Origin of the sequence: Pseudomonas sp. BIGb0558, from assembly GCF_024807515.1 — a bacterium.
Lineage (GTDB): Bacteria > Pseudomonadota > Gammaproteobacteria > Pseudomonadales > Pseudomonadaceae > Aquipseudomonas > Aquipseudomonas yamanorum_A.
Genome location: NZ_JANUEW010000007.1, coordinates 128,858 through 143,785, shown reverse-complemented (window position 1 = coordinate 143,785; position 14,928 = coordinate 128,858). Strand labels below are relative to the sequence as shown.

At 63.3% G+C, this 14,928-nt stretch carries 17 protein-coding genes; 11 read left to right on the top strand and 6 right to left on the bottom strand.

What is annotated here, in order from left to right:
- Nucleotides 1-49: 49 nt before the first annotated feature.
- Entirely contained in the window at nucleotides 50-658 is a 609-nt protein-coding gene (locus tag M2400_RS12120) for a DUF2796 domain-containing protein (RefSeq protein ID WP_177078071.1), read from the bottom strand.
- A gap of 135 nt (nucleotides 659-793) precedes the next feature.
- Here M2400_RS12120 and M2400_RS12115 point away from each other — a divergent pair, with 135 nt between their 5' ends.
- Nucleotides 794-1,141, top strand: a complete 348-nt coding sequence (locus tag M2400_RS12115; protein ID WP_259196664.1) for a hypothetical protein — start codon at nucleotides 794-796, stop codon at nucleotides 1,139-1,141.
- A gap of 3 nt (nucleotides 1,142-1,144) precedes the next feature.
- Here the strand turns inward: M2400_RS12115 and trxA are convergent, their stop codons facing one another.
- The 3 genes from trxA to M2400_RS12100 form a co-directional block, all read right to left on the bottom strand.
- A complete protein-coding gene (gene trxA, locus M2400_RS12110; RefSeq protein WP_259196666.1) occupies nucleotides 1,145-2,017 on the bottom strand; it encodes a thioredoxin in 873 nt (290 codons plus the stop codon).
- Nucleotides 2,018-2,184: 167 nt separating this feature from the next.
- A complete protein-coding gene (locus M2400_RS12105; protein ID WP_177078067.1) occupies nucleotides 2,185-2,841 on the bottom strand; it encodes a methyltransferase in 657 nt (218 codons plus the stop codon).
- On the bottom strand, nucleotides 2,838-3,296 hold the full coding sequence (locus tag M2400_RS12100) for a YbaY family lipoprotein (RefSeq protein ID WP_177046108.1): 459 nt from the start codon (nucleotides 3,294-3,296) through the stop codon (nucleotides 2,838-2,840). The genes M2400_RS12105 and M2400_RS12100 overlap by 4 nt, the downstream gene beginning before the upstream one ends.
- 139 nt (nucleotides 3,297-3,435) lie before the next feature.
- Here M2400_RS12100 and nrdR point away from each other — a divergent pair, with 139 nt between their 5' ends.
- From nrdR to M2400_RS12050, 10 genes are all read left to right on the top strand, one after another.
- The gene (gene nrdR / locus M2400_RS12095) at nucleotides 3,436-3,906 is read left to right on the top strand and encodes a transcriptional regulator NrdR (RefSeq protein ID WP_010174661.1); all 471 of its coding nucleotides are present in this window, start codon (nucleotides 3,436-3,438) and stop codon (nucleotides 3,904-3,906) included.
- The gene (ribD, locus tag M2400_RS12090; RefSeq protein ID WP_259196670.1) at nucleotides 3,903-5,039 is read left to right on the top strand and encodes a bifunctional diaminohydroxyphosphoribosylaminopyrimidine deaminase/5-amino-6-(5-phosphoribosylamino)uracil reductase RibD; all 1,137 of its coding nucleotides are present in this window, start codon (nucleotides 3,903-3,905) and stop codon (nucleotides 5,037-5,039) included. The genes nrdR and ribD overlap by 4 nt, the downstream gene beginning before the upstream one ends.
- 34 nt (nucleotides 5,040-5,073) lie before the next feature.
- A complete protein-coding gene (locus M2400_RS12085; protein WP_177046104.1) occupies nucleotides 5,074-5,736 on the top strand; it encodes a riboflavin synthase in 663 nt (220 codons plus the stop codon).
- A gap of 16 nt (nucleotides 5,737-5,752) precedes the next feature.
- Nucleotides 5,753-6,844, top strand: a complete 1,092-nt coding sequence (gene ribBA, locus M2400_RS12080; protein ID WP_003209987.1) for a bifunctional 3,4-dihydroxy-2-butanone-4-phosphate synthase/GTP cyclohydrolase II — start codon at nucleotides 5,753-5,755, stop codon at nucleotides 6,842-6,844.
- Nucleotides 6,845-6,934: 90 nt separating this feature from the next.
- Nucleotides 6,935-7,411 carry a 6,7-dimethyl-8-ribityllumazine synthase gene (ribE, locus tag M2400_RS12075; RefSeq protein WP_003209986.1) on the top strand — a complete coding sequence of 159 codons (477 nt, stop codon included), beginning with the start codon at nucleotides 6,935-6,937 and terminating at the stop codon, nucleotides 7,409-7,411.
- Entirely contained in the window at nucleotides 7,408-7,908 is a 501-nt protein-coding gene (gene nusB / locus M2400_RS12070; RefSeq protein WP_177132438.1) for a transcription antitermination factor NusB, read from the top strand. The genes ribE and nusB overlap by 4 nt, the downstream gene beginning before the upstream one ends.
- A gap of 18 nt (nucleotides 7,909-7,926) precedes the next feature.
- A complete protein-coding gene (gene thiL, locus M2400_RS12065; protein ID WP_259196671.1) occupies nucleotides 7,927-8,880 on the top strand; it encodes a thiamine-phosphate kinase in 954 nt (317 codons plus the stop codon).
- A 128-nt stretch (nucleotides 8,881-9,008) separates the two neighbouring features.
- Nucleotides 9,009-9,626, top strand: coding sequence for a GTP cyclohydrolase II (ribA, locus tag M2400_RS12060; protein ID WP_177046098.1), 618 nt, complete (start codon nucleotides 9,009-9,011; stop codon nucleotides 9,624-9,626).
- Entirely contained in the window at nucleotides 9,623-10,042 is a 420-nt protein-coding gene (locus M2400_RS12055) for a nuclear FMR1 interacting 1 family protein (RefSeq protein ID WP_008436498.1), read from the top strand. The genes ribA and M2400_RS12055 overlap by 4 nt, the downstream gene beginning before the upstream one ends.
- On the top strand, nucleotides 10,042-10,839 hold the full coding sequence (locus M2400_RS12050) for a cobalamin-binding protein (RefSeq protein WP_177078063.1): 798 nt from the start codon (nucleotides 10,042-10,044) through the stop codon (nucleotides 10,837-10,839). Before M2400_RS12055 ends, M2400_RS12050 begins: the two co-directional genes overlap by 1 nt.
- Before the next feature lie 113 nt (nucleotides 10,840-10,952).
- On the opposite strand, the gene M2400_RS12045 is transcribed toward M2400_RS12050, so the two are convergent.
- Complete coding sequence (locus M2400_RS12045; RefSeq protein WP_259196674.1) at nucleotides 10,953-12,812, bottom strand: TonB-dependent receptor domain-containing protein; 1,860 nt, start codon at nucleotides 12,810-12,812, stop codon at nucleotides 10,953-10,955.
- A gap of 171 nt (nucleotides 12,813-12,983) precedes the next feature.
- Nucleotides 12,984-14,882: a 1-deoxy-D-xylulose-5-phosphate synthase gene (gene dxs / locus M2400_RS12040; protein ID WP_259196675.1), complete on the bottom strand. Its 1,899-nt coding sequence runs from the start codon at nucleotides 14,880-14,882 to the stop codon at nucleotides 12,984-12,986.
- Nucleotides 14,883-14,928 lie beyond the last annotated feature (46 nt).

Genomic DNA, 14,928 nt, shown 5'->3' with positions numbered 1-14,928 from the left:
GCGGTGTCTGCATCGCTGGCAAGCCAGCTCCTACAGAAGGGGGGTTACATCAGAATTTCAGCGTAGCTGCCTGCGCCGTCGCTTCTACACCCTGCTGGCCGCTCGGGCCAATGAGTTGTACCTGAATTTTCTGGGTGGCGGGGAAGGTCTTGAACACCTGGGTCAGGTCGAGGTTGCTCAACGCAGTCGGGGTGGCGCAGTTGAACTGGTAGTGGGCGTGGATTTCGCTGTGGTCGTGATGATGCTCGTGGGCGGCGGCACCTTTGCCATCGGTGGCGTGGTCGTCATCGTCGTCATGGTCGGCTTCAGGCTTGTCGCCGAACAGCGGGCTGTTCAGTTCCTGGGTGCTGATCACGCAACCGGCGGCCTTGGGCAGGCTGAACAGCACCAGCGGTTGCTCAAGTTGCTTGCGCGCAGCAGCGACCTTGGCCTTGTCGCCAGGCGTGGTGGCCAGATGTTCGAAGCCCACCAGGTTCATCGCCGGGCTGTCCAGCTCCAGCTCCAGGGCCTGGCCGTCGAGCACCGCATTGAGGCGGCCGACACCATGTTCGTGAGCACCCAGGCTGCCGTGCTCGTGATCATGATCGTGCTCGTCGGCAGCCTGGGCGATGGCCAGTGGCAACAGGGCAAAGGGCAAAGCGAGCAGCAAACGGCGCATGGTGGAGCTCCCGGATAAAGATGAAAGTTTTGTTATGTGATCTTATAACAATTTTGCGACGAGTTTGACCGCCTGCTTGGCGTAGCGCAAGACGCGTGGGAGCATGCTCGTCAGAAAAGTGCGGGAGTGAGTGCGATGTTGAGAATTCGTGGAACCGTCGGCGACCTGCCGGTGGACTTGACCCTGGAGCTGGATGACGGCGACTGGGCCCGGCTGGGCGCGCAGTTGCAGGCCAGCAAAACCCCGAGTGTCGAGCCTGTGGTGGCGCCGGCGGCGGGGAACCTGGACGAAAGCCTGTGGCAAGCCGCGCAGGACTTGCTGCGCAAGGCCGGCCAACTCAACGGGCTGGAACTGCTTGATCAACTGGAAGGATTGGCCGGCAGCGCCTCGGCGGGCAAGCGCCTGCTGGTGCGCCTGCGCCATAGCGCCAAGGTCAAGGTGGCCAGCGGCGGGGATACGCCGCTGTACAGCTGGATCGAGTAAGGGTCAGTACAACGCGGCGAACAGCTTGCGGCGGTAAACCGTGACAAGCGGGTGCTCGTTGCCGAGCAATTCGAACACCTGCAGCAGTGTTTTGTGGGGCAGGCCTTCGCTGTAGCTGCGGTTGCGGATGAACAGCTTGAGCAAGCCATCCAACGCGGCGTCGTATTGCTGGCGCGCCAGTTGCTGCACGGCCAGTTGATACGCCGCCTCGTCATCCTGCGGGTTTTGTGCGAGACGGGCTTTCAAGTCGGCAGCATCCGGCAGGTCGGCGGCCTGGCGCAGGAAGGTGATCTGCGCCTTGGCGCCGGCCAGTGCGGCCTTGTGATCATCGCTCTTGACCGCATCGAGCACGGTTTGCGCTTCGCCCAGCTCACCGCGTTCGGCCAGGCAGCGTGCGTACAGGATCAGCGCGGCGGCGTTGGTGTTGTCTTCGCCCAGCAAGGTCACCAGCACGGCTTCGGCGTCGGTGATACGGCCGTCGGCAAACAACGCCTGGGCCTGCTCCAGCGGATCAGCCGCAGCGGGTGGCGGCATCTGCACATGGGGCTCCAGCATCGCGCGCACGGCGGATTCGGGCTGCGCACCGGCAAACCCGTCCACTGGCTGGCCGTCCTTGAACAGCACCACCGTCGGCAGGCTACGAATGCCAAAGCGCGAGACCACGTCTGGCTCGGCGTCGCAATCGACCTTGGCCAGCAGCAACTCACCCTGATAACTCTCGGCAATCTTCGCGAGCATCGGCATCAACGCCTTGCACGGCGCGCACCACTCGGCCCAGAAATCCACCAGCACAGGTTTTTCGAAGGAATTCTGGATCACCGCCTGGTCGAACGTGGCGGTGGTGGCGTCGAAGATGTACGGCGTGGGCTCACTCATGGGGTATCTCGAAGAAAGCGGGGAATGGGGCAACTATAAGGGTTGGTGGGGTTGGCTGAAAGCGGGGCGGTCTCAGGATCGCTATCGCAGCCAAGCCAGCTCCCACATTGACTGCATTCCAAAGGTGGAACTCGGTCAATGTGGGAGCTGGCTTGCCTGCGATGGTCTCAACGGCGCCGCGAATGGTACAGGCTCACCTTGCGAAACTCCCAGGGCTCGGCCAGGTCGGGCAGTGTGAGGGCGTCGAGGATTTCCAGGCGCTGGTAGTCCGGGTGCTGGAAGTCCCGAACCCGGGAATCGGCGACCAGCGCTTCGCGGCCCCGGGTGAGGAACTGGTCCAGCAGCGGCAGGTTCGCCCGGTCGTACAGCACATCGGCGACCAGGATCAGGTCAAACCGGTCGGCTTCGGCGAAGAAGTCTTCTGAATAATCCAGTGTTACGCCGTTGAGTTCGGCATTCGCCCGGCAGGCGGCCAGGGCCAGCGGATCAAGGTCGCAAGCCACCACTTCCAGCGCGCCGGCTTTTACCGCGGCTATCCCGGCAACACCCGAGCCCGCGCCGAAATCCAGCACCCGCTTGCCCGCAACCCACTCGGGATTGGCCGCCAGGTATCGCGCCAGCGCCAAACCGCTGGCCCAGCAAAAGCTCCAGTACGGTGGCTCATGCAGGATGCGCCGGGTTTCTTCGGGGCTGAAGGCGCGGTCCATGTTGTCGGCGTCCAGCAGCCACAGCGACAACGCCGTGCCCGGCAGCGGGCAGGGCACCAGTTGGGCGTCGCCGATCAGTTCGCTGAGGGCGCGTTGCAGGTCCAGCGGTGGCGTCATGGTGCGGGAACGAGTTGCAGCGGGCCGGTGGTCTGGGTGATCGCTTGGGTGATGCGCACGGGCGGCAGGTGCAGGATCAACTGGCCGGACTGGCTGGCGCGGCCACGCAGTTCAACGCGTCCGCCTGCGGGGAAGGCTTCGGGGTTGAAGCGCAGGCGGAAGGCCAACGGCTTGTTGTTGCCGATCAGCACGCTGCTGGCGAGCAGTTGTTGCGGGCGCGAACGGTCGTCGATCACCAGCAGTGCCAGTTCAACTTCCGCACCGGCAGGTACGCCGTTCAATTGGCCGCTGACTTCACGCTGGAAGGCGGGCAACGGGCCCAGGTCTTCTTCCACGCCAGGGATTTTTTTCTCTTGCTGAGGGGCAGCAACGGGCGCGGCAGGTTTTGGGGTATGGCTGCTGCAGGCGACCAGGAAACCAAGCAACGTGAGCAAAACAAGTGGTCGTAACTGCATGTACGGCTCCAGAAAGGACAAAATCCGTGGCTTAAAAAATATGAAACATAATAGTCAGCCTATATACCGTAAAGGCTATGGCTTGTCTTGCCACGGGGATGCGCTACCATGGCCCTCCCATTTTTTGTTGCCTGCCACCATGCACTGTCCCTTCTGCGGTGCCAACGACACCAAGGTCATTGACTCGCGTCTGGTCGCCGAGGGCGAACAGGTGCGTCGCCGGCGTGAATGCCTGGCCTCTGGCTGCGGTGAACGTTTCACCACCTTCGAAACCGCCGAACTGGTATTGCCACGTCTGATCAAGACCGACGGCAGTCGCCAGCCTTTCGACGAAGAAAAACTGCGCGCCGGAATGCAGCGCGCCCTGGAAAAACGCCCGGTGAGTGTCGAGCGGCTGGAAGCGGCGCTGGTGCACATCAAGCACAAGCTGCGGGCTACCGGCGAGCGCGAAGTCAAATCCCTGGTCGTTGGAGAACTGGTGATGGCCGAGCTGCAAAAGCTCGACGAAGTCGCCTATATCCGTTTCGCCTCGGTGTATCGACGCTTCCAGGACCTCAACGAGTTCCGCGAAGAGATCGACCGCCTGGCCCGTGAGCCGGTAAAAGAATGAACCCACCTTCGGCAGAACAAGCGGTGCTCGACGCCCATTACATGGCCCGTGCCCTGGAATTGGCGCGCAAGGGCCTGTACACCACGCACCCCAACCCACGGGTTGGCTGCGTGATCGTGCGTGACGGGCAGGTTGTCGGCGAAGGCTGGCACGTGCGCACCGGCGAGCCCCATGCGGAAGTCCACGCCCTGCGGGCAGCGGGCGACAGGGCCCGGGGCGCCACCGCCTACGTGACCCTTGAACCGTGCAGCCACCACGGGCACACGCCACCATGCGCCGATGCACTGGTGAATGCCGGCTTGGCCCGTGTGGTCGCGGCGATGCAGGACCCGAACCCGGAAGTCGCCGGGCGTGGCATGCGCCGCCTGGCCCAGGCCGGGATCGAGACTTACAGCGGCTTGCTGGAGAATGAGGCGCGGGCGCTGAACCCGGGCTTCCTCAAGCGCATGGAACATGGCCTGCCGTTTGTGCGGGTCAAGTTGGCTATGAGCCTGGACGGTCGCACCGCGATGGCCAACGGCGAAAGCCAATGGATCACCGGCCCGGCCGCTCGTGCCGCTGTGCAGCGTTTGCGGGCCCAGGCCAGTGTGGTGCTGACCGGTGCCGACACGGTGCTGGCCGATGGCGCTCGCCTGACGGTGCGCGCCGCCGAACTGGGCCTGGACGAAGAGACCACCGCCCTGGCGATGTCCCGCCCGCCGTTGCGTGTATTGATCGACGGCCGCCTGCGGGTGCCGCTGAATGCGCCATTCTTCAAGGCCGGCCCTGCGCTGGTCATCACCTGCGTGACCCCGGACAACCAGTACCCCACCGGCCCCGAGTGCCTGGTGGTGCCGGGTGTCGACGGCCAGGTCGACCTGCGTTCCGCACTGGTGGCGCTGGCGGCCCGTGGCGTCAACGAAGTGTTGGTGGAAGCCGGCCCAAGCCTGGCCGGGGCCTTCGCCCAGCAAGGCCTGGTGGACGAGTACGTGATATTCGTCGCCGGCAAGTTCCTCGGCTCCGCTGCCCGGCCTTTGTTGGACTGGCCGCTTGAGAAACTGGCCGACGCCCCCCAACTCAAGATCACTGAAATGCGCGCTGTGGGCGACGACTGGCGAGTCACTGCCATTCCTGTGCCATCAGCGAGCGTATAATTCCCGGCCTGCGCCACGTCTTCAGGAGAACGGCATGTTCACCGGCATCATCGAATCCATCGGCAGCATCCGTGCAATGACCGCAAAAGGCGGCGACGTACGCCTGCTGGTTGAAACCGGCAAGCTCGACCTGAGCGACGTCAAACTGGGCGACAGCATCGCCGTCAGCGGTGTGTGCCTGACCGTCATCGAGTTGCCTGGCAACGGCTTTGCCGCCGATGTCAGCCGGGAAACCCTGGACTGCACCGCGATGAACGACCTCAAGAGCGGCAGCCCGGTGAACCTGGAAAAAGCCCTGACCCCGACCACCCGTCTCGGCGGGCACCTGGTCAGCGGCCACGTCGACGGTGTGGGCGAAGTCGTCGCCCGCAGCGAAAACGCGCGTGCCGTGGAATTCCGTATCCGCGCGCCCAAAGAGCTGGCCAAGTACATCGCCCACAAAGGCTCGATCACCGTCGACGGCACCAGCCTGACCGTGAACGCCGTGAATGGCGCCGAATTTGAACTGACCATCATTCCCCACACCCTGAGCGAAACCATCATGGCGTCGTACCAGCCAGGTCGCCGGGTGAACCTGGAAGTCGACTTGCTTGCCCGTTACCTGGAGCGCCTGTTGTTGGGCGATAAGGCCGCAGAGCCGACCGGGAGTAACATCACTGAAAGTTTTTTAGCCGCTAACGGCTACCTTAAATCCTGACCCAAGGGGGTGCCGCGTGGCGCTCAACAGCATCGAAGAACTGGTTGAAGACATCCGCCAAGGCAAGATGGTCATCCTCATGGATGACGAAGACCGCGAGAACGAAGGCGACCTGATCATGGCCGCCGAGTGCTGCCAGCCGGAACACATCAACTTCATGGCCAAGCACGCCCGTGGCCTGATCTGCATGCCGATGAGCCGCGAACGTTGCGAGCTGCTCAAGCTGCCGCTGATGGCACCGCGCAATGGTTCGGGGTTTGGCACCAAGTTCACCGTGTCCATCGAAGCCACTACCGGTGTGACCACCGGCATCTCCGCTGCTGACCGCGCCCGCACCGTACAAGCCGCCGCCGCGAAAGACGCCAAGGCTGAAGACATCGTCAGCCCGGGCCATATCTTCCCGCTGATGGCCCAGCCGGGTGGCACCCTGGCTCGCGCCGGCCACACCGAAGCTGCCTGCGACCTGGCGCGCATGGCCGGTTTCGAGCCGAGCGGGGTGATCTGCGAAGTGATGAACGACGACGGCACCATGTCCCGTCGCGCCGAACTGGAAGAATTTGCCGCGCTGCACAACATCAAGATCGGCACCATTGCCGACCTGATTCACTACCGGATGATCCACGAACGTACCGTTCAGCGGATTGCCGAGCAGCCCCTGGACAGCGAACTGGGCCAGTTCAACCTGGTGACCTATCGTGATTCCGTGGAAGGCGACGTGCACATGGCCCTGACCCTGGGCACCATCTGCGCTGAAGAGCCGACCCTGGTGCGAGTGCACAACATGGACCCGCTGCGCGACCTGCTGATGGTCAAGCAGCCGGGGCGCTGGAGCCTGCGGGCCGCTATGTCCGCGGTGTCCGAGGCTGGCAGCGGTGTTGTATTGCTGCTGGGGCATCCGCTGGATGGCGACGTGTTGCTGGCGCATATCCGCGAAACTGCCGACCATGCGCCGGTGAAAAAACCGACCACCTACAGCATCGTCGGTGCCGGTTCGCAGATCCTGCGGGACCTGGGCGTGCGCAAAATGCGCCTGATGAGTGCGCCAATGAAATTTAATGCCATATCCGGTTTCGACCTGGAAGTAGTAGAATACGTGCCCTCCGAATAAAGGCCGGCGTTGTTTACCCCTTGTTCGCGGTTCAAATATCACTGAGGGGCGCGCACCAAGCGCGTCCCGGCTCTTTAAGAGATTTGTCGAATGACCCTGAAGACCATCGAAGGTACCTTCATCGCCCCCAAAGGCCGCTATGCCCTGGTGGTTGGCCGCTTCAACAGCTTCGTGGTTGAAAGCCTGGTAAGCGGTGCCGTGGATGCCCTGGTTCGCCACGGTGTGAGCGAAAGCGACATCACTATCATCCGCGCTCCTGGCGCCTTCGAAATTCCACTGGTTGCGCAGAAAGTTGCACAGCAGGGTGAATACGCGGCGATCATCGCCCTGGGCGCGGTCATTCGTGGCGGTACTCCGCACTTCGAATACGTGGCTGGCGAATGCACCAAGGGCCTGGCCCAGGTGTCCATGGAGTTCGGCGTGCCGGTTGCCTTTGGCGTGCTGACCGTTGATTCCATCGAGCAAGCCATCGAACGTTCCGGCACCAAGGCCGGTAACAAAGGTGCTGAAGCTGCCCTGTCCGCCCTGGAAATGGTCAGCCTGCTGGCACAGTTGGAGGCCAAGTGATTAGCGACGACAGCGATCAGTTCAACCCCCAGGACCCGCGCCCGGCAGACGCCGGCAAGCCCTCGAAAAGCGAAAAGCGTCGTGCGGCCCGCCAGCTGGCGACCCAGGCCCTGTACCAGCGCCACATGGCTAAAACCTCGCTGAACGAAATCGAGGCGCAGTTTCGCGTCGACAACGATTTCAGCGCGGCCGATGCCAGCTACTTCCACGACATCCTTCACGGCGTTCCGGCCAACCTGGCGGAGATCGACGCTGCACTGACGCCGTGCCTGGACCTGGCGATCGAAGAGCTGGACCCGGTGGAACTGGCCGTATTGCGCCTGTCCACCTGGGAACTGCTCAAGCGCGTCGACGTGCCGTACCGCGTGGTGATCAACGAAGGGATCGAACTGGCGAAAGTCTACGGTTCCACCGACGGTCACAAGTTCGTCAATGGCGTGCTCGACAAGCTGGCCCCGCGCCTGCGTGAAGCCGAAGTGAAGGCGTACAAGCGCTAACTGGCGCTTGCTGACGCAATGGGCGAGTTTGAGCTGATCCGCAACTACTTCGCCGCCGCGCCTTGTGCGCAGGGCGGTGCAGGCATTGCACTGGGGATTGGCGACGACTGCGCCTTGCTGGCGGTTCCCCCCGGGGAACAGCTGGCGATTTCTACCGATACCCTGGTGGCCGGCGTGCATTTTGCCGACCCCTGCGACCCGTTCCTGCTCGGCCAGCGCTCGCTGGCGGTGGCAGTCAGCGACCTGGCGGCCATGGGCGCCAACCCCCTCGCGTTTACCCTTGCCCTTACCACCCCGACGGTTGATGCCGATTGGCTGCAACGCTATGCCCAGGGTTTGAACGCCATGGCCCAGGGTTGTGGCGTGGTGTTGGTGGGCGGCGACACCACCCGTGGGCCGCTGAGCCTGACCATGACCGTGTTTGGCCGGGTGCCGGCGGGCCAGGCCTTGACCCGTAGCGGTGCGCGGCCTGGCGATTTGCTGTGTGTGGGCGGAGAGTTGGGCAACGCCGCCGGTGCATTGCCGCTGGTGCTGGGGCAGCGCACGGCAGAGGCGGCGATCGCCGAGCCGCTGCTGGCCCATTACTGGTCGCCGCAACCGCAGTTGGCGCTGGGCTTGGCGCTGCGAGGCAAGGCCACGTCTGCCATGGATATTTCCGACGGCCTTCTGGCTGATTGCGGGCATATCGCCAAGGCGTCGGCTGTCAGCTTGTTGATCGAGCAGCAAAAGCTGCCGTTGTCGGCGGCCTTGCTGGCGTTCGTCGGTGAGGCGGATGCCCGTGTGGCCGCGGTGAGCGGTGGTGATGACTACGTATTGGCGTTCACGTTGCCGCCCGCCGAACTGGCGCCGCTGTTGGCTGCCGGTGTGCCAGTGCATGTGATCGGCCGGGTCAAGGCGGGGCAGGGCGTTACCCTGCTGGATGCGTCTGGGCAGGACATCACGCCGGTCATTCGTGGCTATCAACATTTCTGAAAGGCATAGAACCAAGCTGAAGGCCAATCGAACCTATTGATCTTTATCAGCGATAATTCAGCTTAAGCGTCTGTAGGAACCTACTGTTACAATCCCACCCCTGTGAAATCTGAAATCAGGAGCACAAGGTGCCCGTCGTTTTCGTCGCTGCTTCCAAGCTGCCAACCCCTTTTGCCACGTTCACCATGAATGGCTTTCTTGAAGAAGCCACCGGGCGCGAACACGTTGTTCTCAGCCTCGGTGACGTGGCGGACGGCGCCCCGGTGCTCGGCCGTGTGCACTCCGAATGCCTGACCGGCGACGCCCTGTTCAGCCAGCGCTGTGACTGTGGCTCGCAACTGGAAGCTGCCATGCAAGCCATCGCCCGCGAAGGCCGTGGCGTGTTGCTGTACCTGCGTCAGGAAGGCCGTGGCATTGGCCTGCTGAACAAGATCCGCGCCTACGAGCTGCAAGATGGCGGCGCCGACACTGTAGAAGCCAACGAGCGCCTGGGTTTTGCTGCTGACCAGCGCGACTACGCCATCTGCCTGCCGATGCTCCAGCACCTGGGCGTCAAATCCCTGCGCCTGATGACCAACAACCCGCGCAAGGTCAAAGCCTTGACCGACATGGGCATCACCGTCGCCGAGCGCGTGCCGCTGCACACCGGCCACAATCCGCACAACAAACTGTATCTCGCCACCAAGGCCAGCAAGCTCGACCACATGATGGGCAACGAGCACCAGGGCGAGGTCGACCGGGCGTGACGCGCGGCCAGGTCAAGCGGCGACTGTCATTTAACTGGTGGCAATACCTGGCGTTGGCGCTGGCCCCGTTGTTTGTGATCAACCTGGTGTTTGGCAAGGCCGAGCCCTTGCTGCCGGTGCTGGCGATGCCGTTTTTTATCGCAGGCGTAGCCTCGATGTTTGTCAGCCTGCGGTACTTCCATGGCTATAAACACGCGCTGATCGCCACCGGCAAAGCCCTCGATACCCCCGAAGAACCGGCTGCCTGGATCACCCTCGCGGCCCGTCGGCGCGTGGCGTTGCTGGTGGCCGCGCTGCCGGCCTGGGTCGGCGCGCTGGCGGTGTTTGTCGGGCTGGAAGCGGTGCCGCTGTTTCTGCTGGCGCTGTCGACCCTGGTGCTGTTCTACCTCTACCGCATCCCGCGTCAGTTGGGTTGATGCGCGCCTGGCTGGCGGTGTGGCTGCTGGTCGTCGCGGCCCAGGCAGCGGCGGTCGAGCGGGTTGTGAGCCTTGCACCGTCCTTGTCTGAAATCGTCGTTGAACTGGGCGCCGCCGATTTGCTGGTGGGCGTGCTGGATGGCGGCGAGCGGCCACCGGCGTTGGCTAAGGTGCCGTCGGTAGGCAATTACGGGCAGTTGGACATGGAACGGCTGCTCAGCCTCAAGCCGGATTTGATCCTGCTGTGGCCCGGCAGCGTCGGCCCGGCCCAGCGTGAACAGCTTCAACGCCTGAACATCCCGGTGTTTGTCGCCGAACCCCACAGCCTCGAACAACTCACCTCACAGGTCGAAACCATTGCCCGGCAACTCGGGCGGGCGGAGGCTGGCCGGCAATTGGCCGCGCAGCTGCGTCAGCGCTTGGCCGAGTTGCGCTTGCGCTATCACCGGGCCGAGCCGTTGCGCGTGTTTTATCAGGTGTGGAACCAGCCGCTGTACACCGTGGGCGGCGGGCAGATCATCAGCGATGCGCTGGATGTGTGCGGCGCGCGCAATGTGTTCGACGACCTCAAGTTGCCCGCGCCGCAGGTCAGCATCGAGTCGGTGCTGCAGCGCAATCCCGAGGTGATTCTGGCGGGCGATCAAGCGCAGCTGGATGCCTGGAAGGCCTGGCCCCAGGTGGCGGCGGTGGCTGGCGGGCGTTTGCTGCTGGTGCCTGACAAGGGCCTGGAACGGCCCAGCGGGCAGATGCTGGAGGCGGTGGCGCGGTTGTGTCAGGTGATTGCACCGGGGCTGTGAGACCGCTATCGCAGGCAAGCCAGCTCCCACATTTGACCGAGTCGTCTGGATAAACACGGTCCCCTGTGGGAGCCGGGCTTGCCCGCGATGAGGCCGGTGTAGACGACTTGGATTTACGGCGTCCAGGTCACCCCGAACATCAACGCCCGGCCTTCTTCCCGATAGCCATATTGCTGGCCTTGGTACTGATACAGCGCCCGGCTGTAGTCTTTGTTCAGCAGGTTATCGAGCTTCATTTCCAGGGTGATCTCGTGATTCACCGCCCAACTGCCCCGTAGACCGAGCAACCCATACCCGCCCAGGCGTTGCTGGTTCGCCGGATCGTCATAGCTGCTGCTCACCGCCTGCCAACTGGCGCCGACGCCGAACTGGTCGAATTGGCGGTCCAGGTCCAGGCTCACGGTGCGCCGGGCCCGACGCGCCAGTGTGCGCCCAGTGTCGCGGTCCCGTGGATCGATCAGTGCGATGCCCAGGCTGCTTTGCCAACCGAACAGTTCTTGCTTGAGCGCCGCTTCGAAGCCGTTGATACGTGCTGAACTGACGTTTTGCGGGCCGCCACTGGCGAACACGATCGCGTCCTGAATGTCGGTGCGGTACAGCGAGGCTTCGAGCCGGCTGGCGTCGCTGAGTTGGCTGCGCCACTGTACTTCGTAGCTTTTCGAGGTTTCGGGTTTCAGGTTCGGGTTACTGTTTTTGAAGCCGAATTCGTCCGGGTAGTAAAGGTCGTTGAACGTCGGTGCCCGGAAGCCTTCGCTGTAGCTCAGTAGCAAATCATTATCCGGGTTCAACGGCAGAGTGAATGTGCCGCTCCAGCTATTGTGGCCGCCGAATTGCTGGTTCTCGTCGCGGCGCAGTCCCAGTTCCGTGGAGAAGGATTGCGCCTGGAAACGGTGCTGGATAAACGCCGCGCGGTTCCAGCGACTGTCTTCGGCGAACGCTGTGCTGCTGTTGACCTGGTCCTGGTACCAGTCGCCGCCCAGGATCAGGCTGTTCTGGTCGTTCAGCGTCAGGTCGTTCTGCCAGTTCAGCGAGTTGCGGTAGGTGTTGAACACGCTGCGTTCGATGCTGAGCTTGTCCAGGGTCTGTTCGCGGTTTTCGCTGTGGCCCGCTTCCAGCCGCGATTTCCACACGTCATTGATGCGGGCGTCGACGTAGGTGCTGACGCTGCTCACGGTGAAGTCGGTGTAGGGCTTTTGCGGGGAGAACGAGTTGTCGAATTCACTTTTGCCGCGGTTATCCAGCACGTTCACGCCTGCTTCGATGTCATCGTTGAAGGCATGGCTCAGGCTGAAACTGATGGCCTGGTTGCGATAGGCATCATGGTCGCGGTCGCTGGGGTACGAGGTGCGCGTACGATTGATCCCGGCCGTGTCATCCAGGCTGGCGCCCAGGTTGAAGCGGGTTTGCTCGTCGCCGCCGGACAGGCCCAGGCTGCGTTCCCACGTCTGGTTGCTGCCGAATCCCACATGCAGCCGGGGTTGCACGCCGGACTCGGTATTGCGCCGGGTGAAGATCTGGATCACCCCGCCAATCGCATCGCTGCCGTAGATCACCGAGCGCGAACCGCGCAGCACTTCCACGCGCTCAACCTGCTGGATATTCAGGTATTGCAGGTTGCTGGTGCCGCTGGTGGAACTGCTGATGCGCTGGCCGTCCACCAGCACCAGACTCTGGGCGGTCGAAGTGCCGCGAATATAGACGTTCGTCTGGCTGCCGCGCCCTCCGCTTTGCGCCACCTGCACACCGGGCACGCGGCTGAGCAGGTCGCTCACGCTGGTGGGTTGCAGGCGGTCGATGTCATCGCGGGTGAAGACGGTGTTGGCGGCGCTGCTGTCGTTGCGCGCCTGGACCTGGCGGTTGGCGCTGATCACCACGTCGGGCAGCTTCAGGGCGTCGTCGCGTTCGAAGCTGTCGGCGAGCAGGTCGGTGGCGGGCAGTAACAGAAGGGGCAGGGCAAGGCGAAGGCGGATCATGGGCTGTCCGTAGCTTTTGAAGTTGGCATAGAACAAATGTGGGAGGGGCTTGTGTGGGAGCCGGGCTTGCCCGCGATGCAGGCACCTCGGTGTGTCAGTTACACCGAGGTGGGGCTATCGCAGGCAAGCCAGCTCCCACAGAAGCCAGCTCCCACATTTTTAATCGCGTTCCTACAGGCCCAGCAGGGTCATGCGCTGACGAACCGAAGCTTCAATCCCCGCTTCATCCAGCCCGCACTCAGCCAGCATCTGCGCCGGCTTGGCATGCTCGACATACACGTCCGGCAAGCCCAGGTGCAGCACCGACTTGAGGATGTTCTCCCGCGCCAGGAACTCACTGACTGCCGCACCGGCACCGCCCATGATGGCGTTTTCTTCGATGGTTACCAGCAGCTCATGGCTACCGGCGATCTCGCGCACCAACGCTTCGTCCAGCGGTTTGACGAAACGCATGTCCACCACGGTGGCGTCGAGCTTCTCGGCCACTTTCAAAGCTTCGGCCAGTTGTACGCCGAACACCAGCAAGGCAACGCCACTGCCCTGGCGACGAACGATGCCCTTGCCGATCTCGATAGGCTCAAGGTCCTTTTCGATCACCGCATTCGGGCCATTGCCGCGCGGATAACGCACGGCCGCCGGGCCGTTGTACAGGTGGCCGGTGCTGAGCATCTTGCGCAGTTCGTTCTCATCGCTCGGGGTCATCACCAGCATGCCGGGGATGCAACGCAGGTACGACAAATCGAAGCTGCCGGCGTGGGTCGGGCCGTCTTCGCCCACCAGGCCGGCACGGTCAATGGCGAACAACACGTCGAGGTTCTGCACCGCCACGTCATGAATCAGTTGGTCATAACCGCGCTGCAGGAAGGTGGAATAGATCGCTACCACCGGCTTGGCGCCTTCACAGGCCATGCCGGCAGCGAAGGTCACTGCGTGTTGTTCGGCGATGGCGACGTCGAAATAGCGCAGCGGGAAACGCTCGCTGAACGCCACCAGGTCGGAACCTTCCTTCATCGCCGGAGTGATGCCCACCAGGCGCGGGTCGACGGCGGCCATGTCGCACAGCCATTCGCCGAACACACCGGAATACTTCGGCCCGCTGGGCTTCTTCGGCGCGGCGGCCGGGGCGTCCAGGGCTTCAAGCTTGGTGATCGCGTGGTAACCAATCGGGTCGACTTCCGCCGGGGCGAAGCCTTTGCCTTTCTTGGTGACGATATGCAGGAACTGCGGGCCCTTGAGATCGCGCATGTTGCGCAGGGTGGCGATCAGGGTTGGCAGGTCGTGGCCATCGATAGGGCCGATGTAGTTCCAGCCCAGCTCTTCGAACAGGGTGCCGGGAACCAGCATGCCCTTGGCATATTCTTCGGTACGACGGGCAATTTCCCACGCGCCGGGCAGACGCGAGAGCACCTTCTTGCTGCCTTCACGCATGCTGGCGTAAGTACGGCTGGAGAGGATCTTTGCCAGGTAATTCGACAGGCCGCCGACATTGCGCGAGATCGACATGTCGTTGTCGTTGAGGATCACCAGCATGTTGGCGTCCACTTCCGGCGCATGGTTCAGCGCCTCGAAGGCCATGCCGGCGGTCAACGCGCCATCACCGATCACCGCAATCGCCTTGCGATCACTGTTCTGCAGGCGGGCGGCAATGGCCATGCCCAGCGCTGCACTGATGGAGGTGCTGGAGTGGCCGACGCCAAAGGTGTCGTACTCGCTCTCGGAGCGGCGCGGGAAGGCGGCGATGCCGTCCTTCTGGCGCAGGCTGGCCATGCGCTCGCGGCGTCCGGTGAGGATCTTGTGCGGATAGGCCTGATGACCCACGTCCCACACCAGCCGGTCGTCCGGGGTGTCGAACACGTAATGCAGCGCAATGGTCAGCTCGATGACGCCCAGGCCGGCACCGAAATGCCCACCGGTCTGGCCGACCGTGTAGAGCAATTCCAGGCGCAACTCATCGGCCAGGGTTTCCAGCTCGGCTTCACCCAGGCGGCGCAGGCCGGCCGGCGTGTTGGCGCGGTCCAGCAGGGGCGTGGCCGGGCGCTTGCGGGGAATCTCTTGGAACGTCGTGGGCATCAGGCGAATCGTTATAGGTATAGAAGAGGCGGCAGTTTACCTCAAG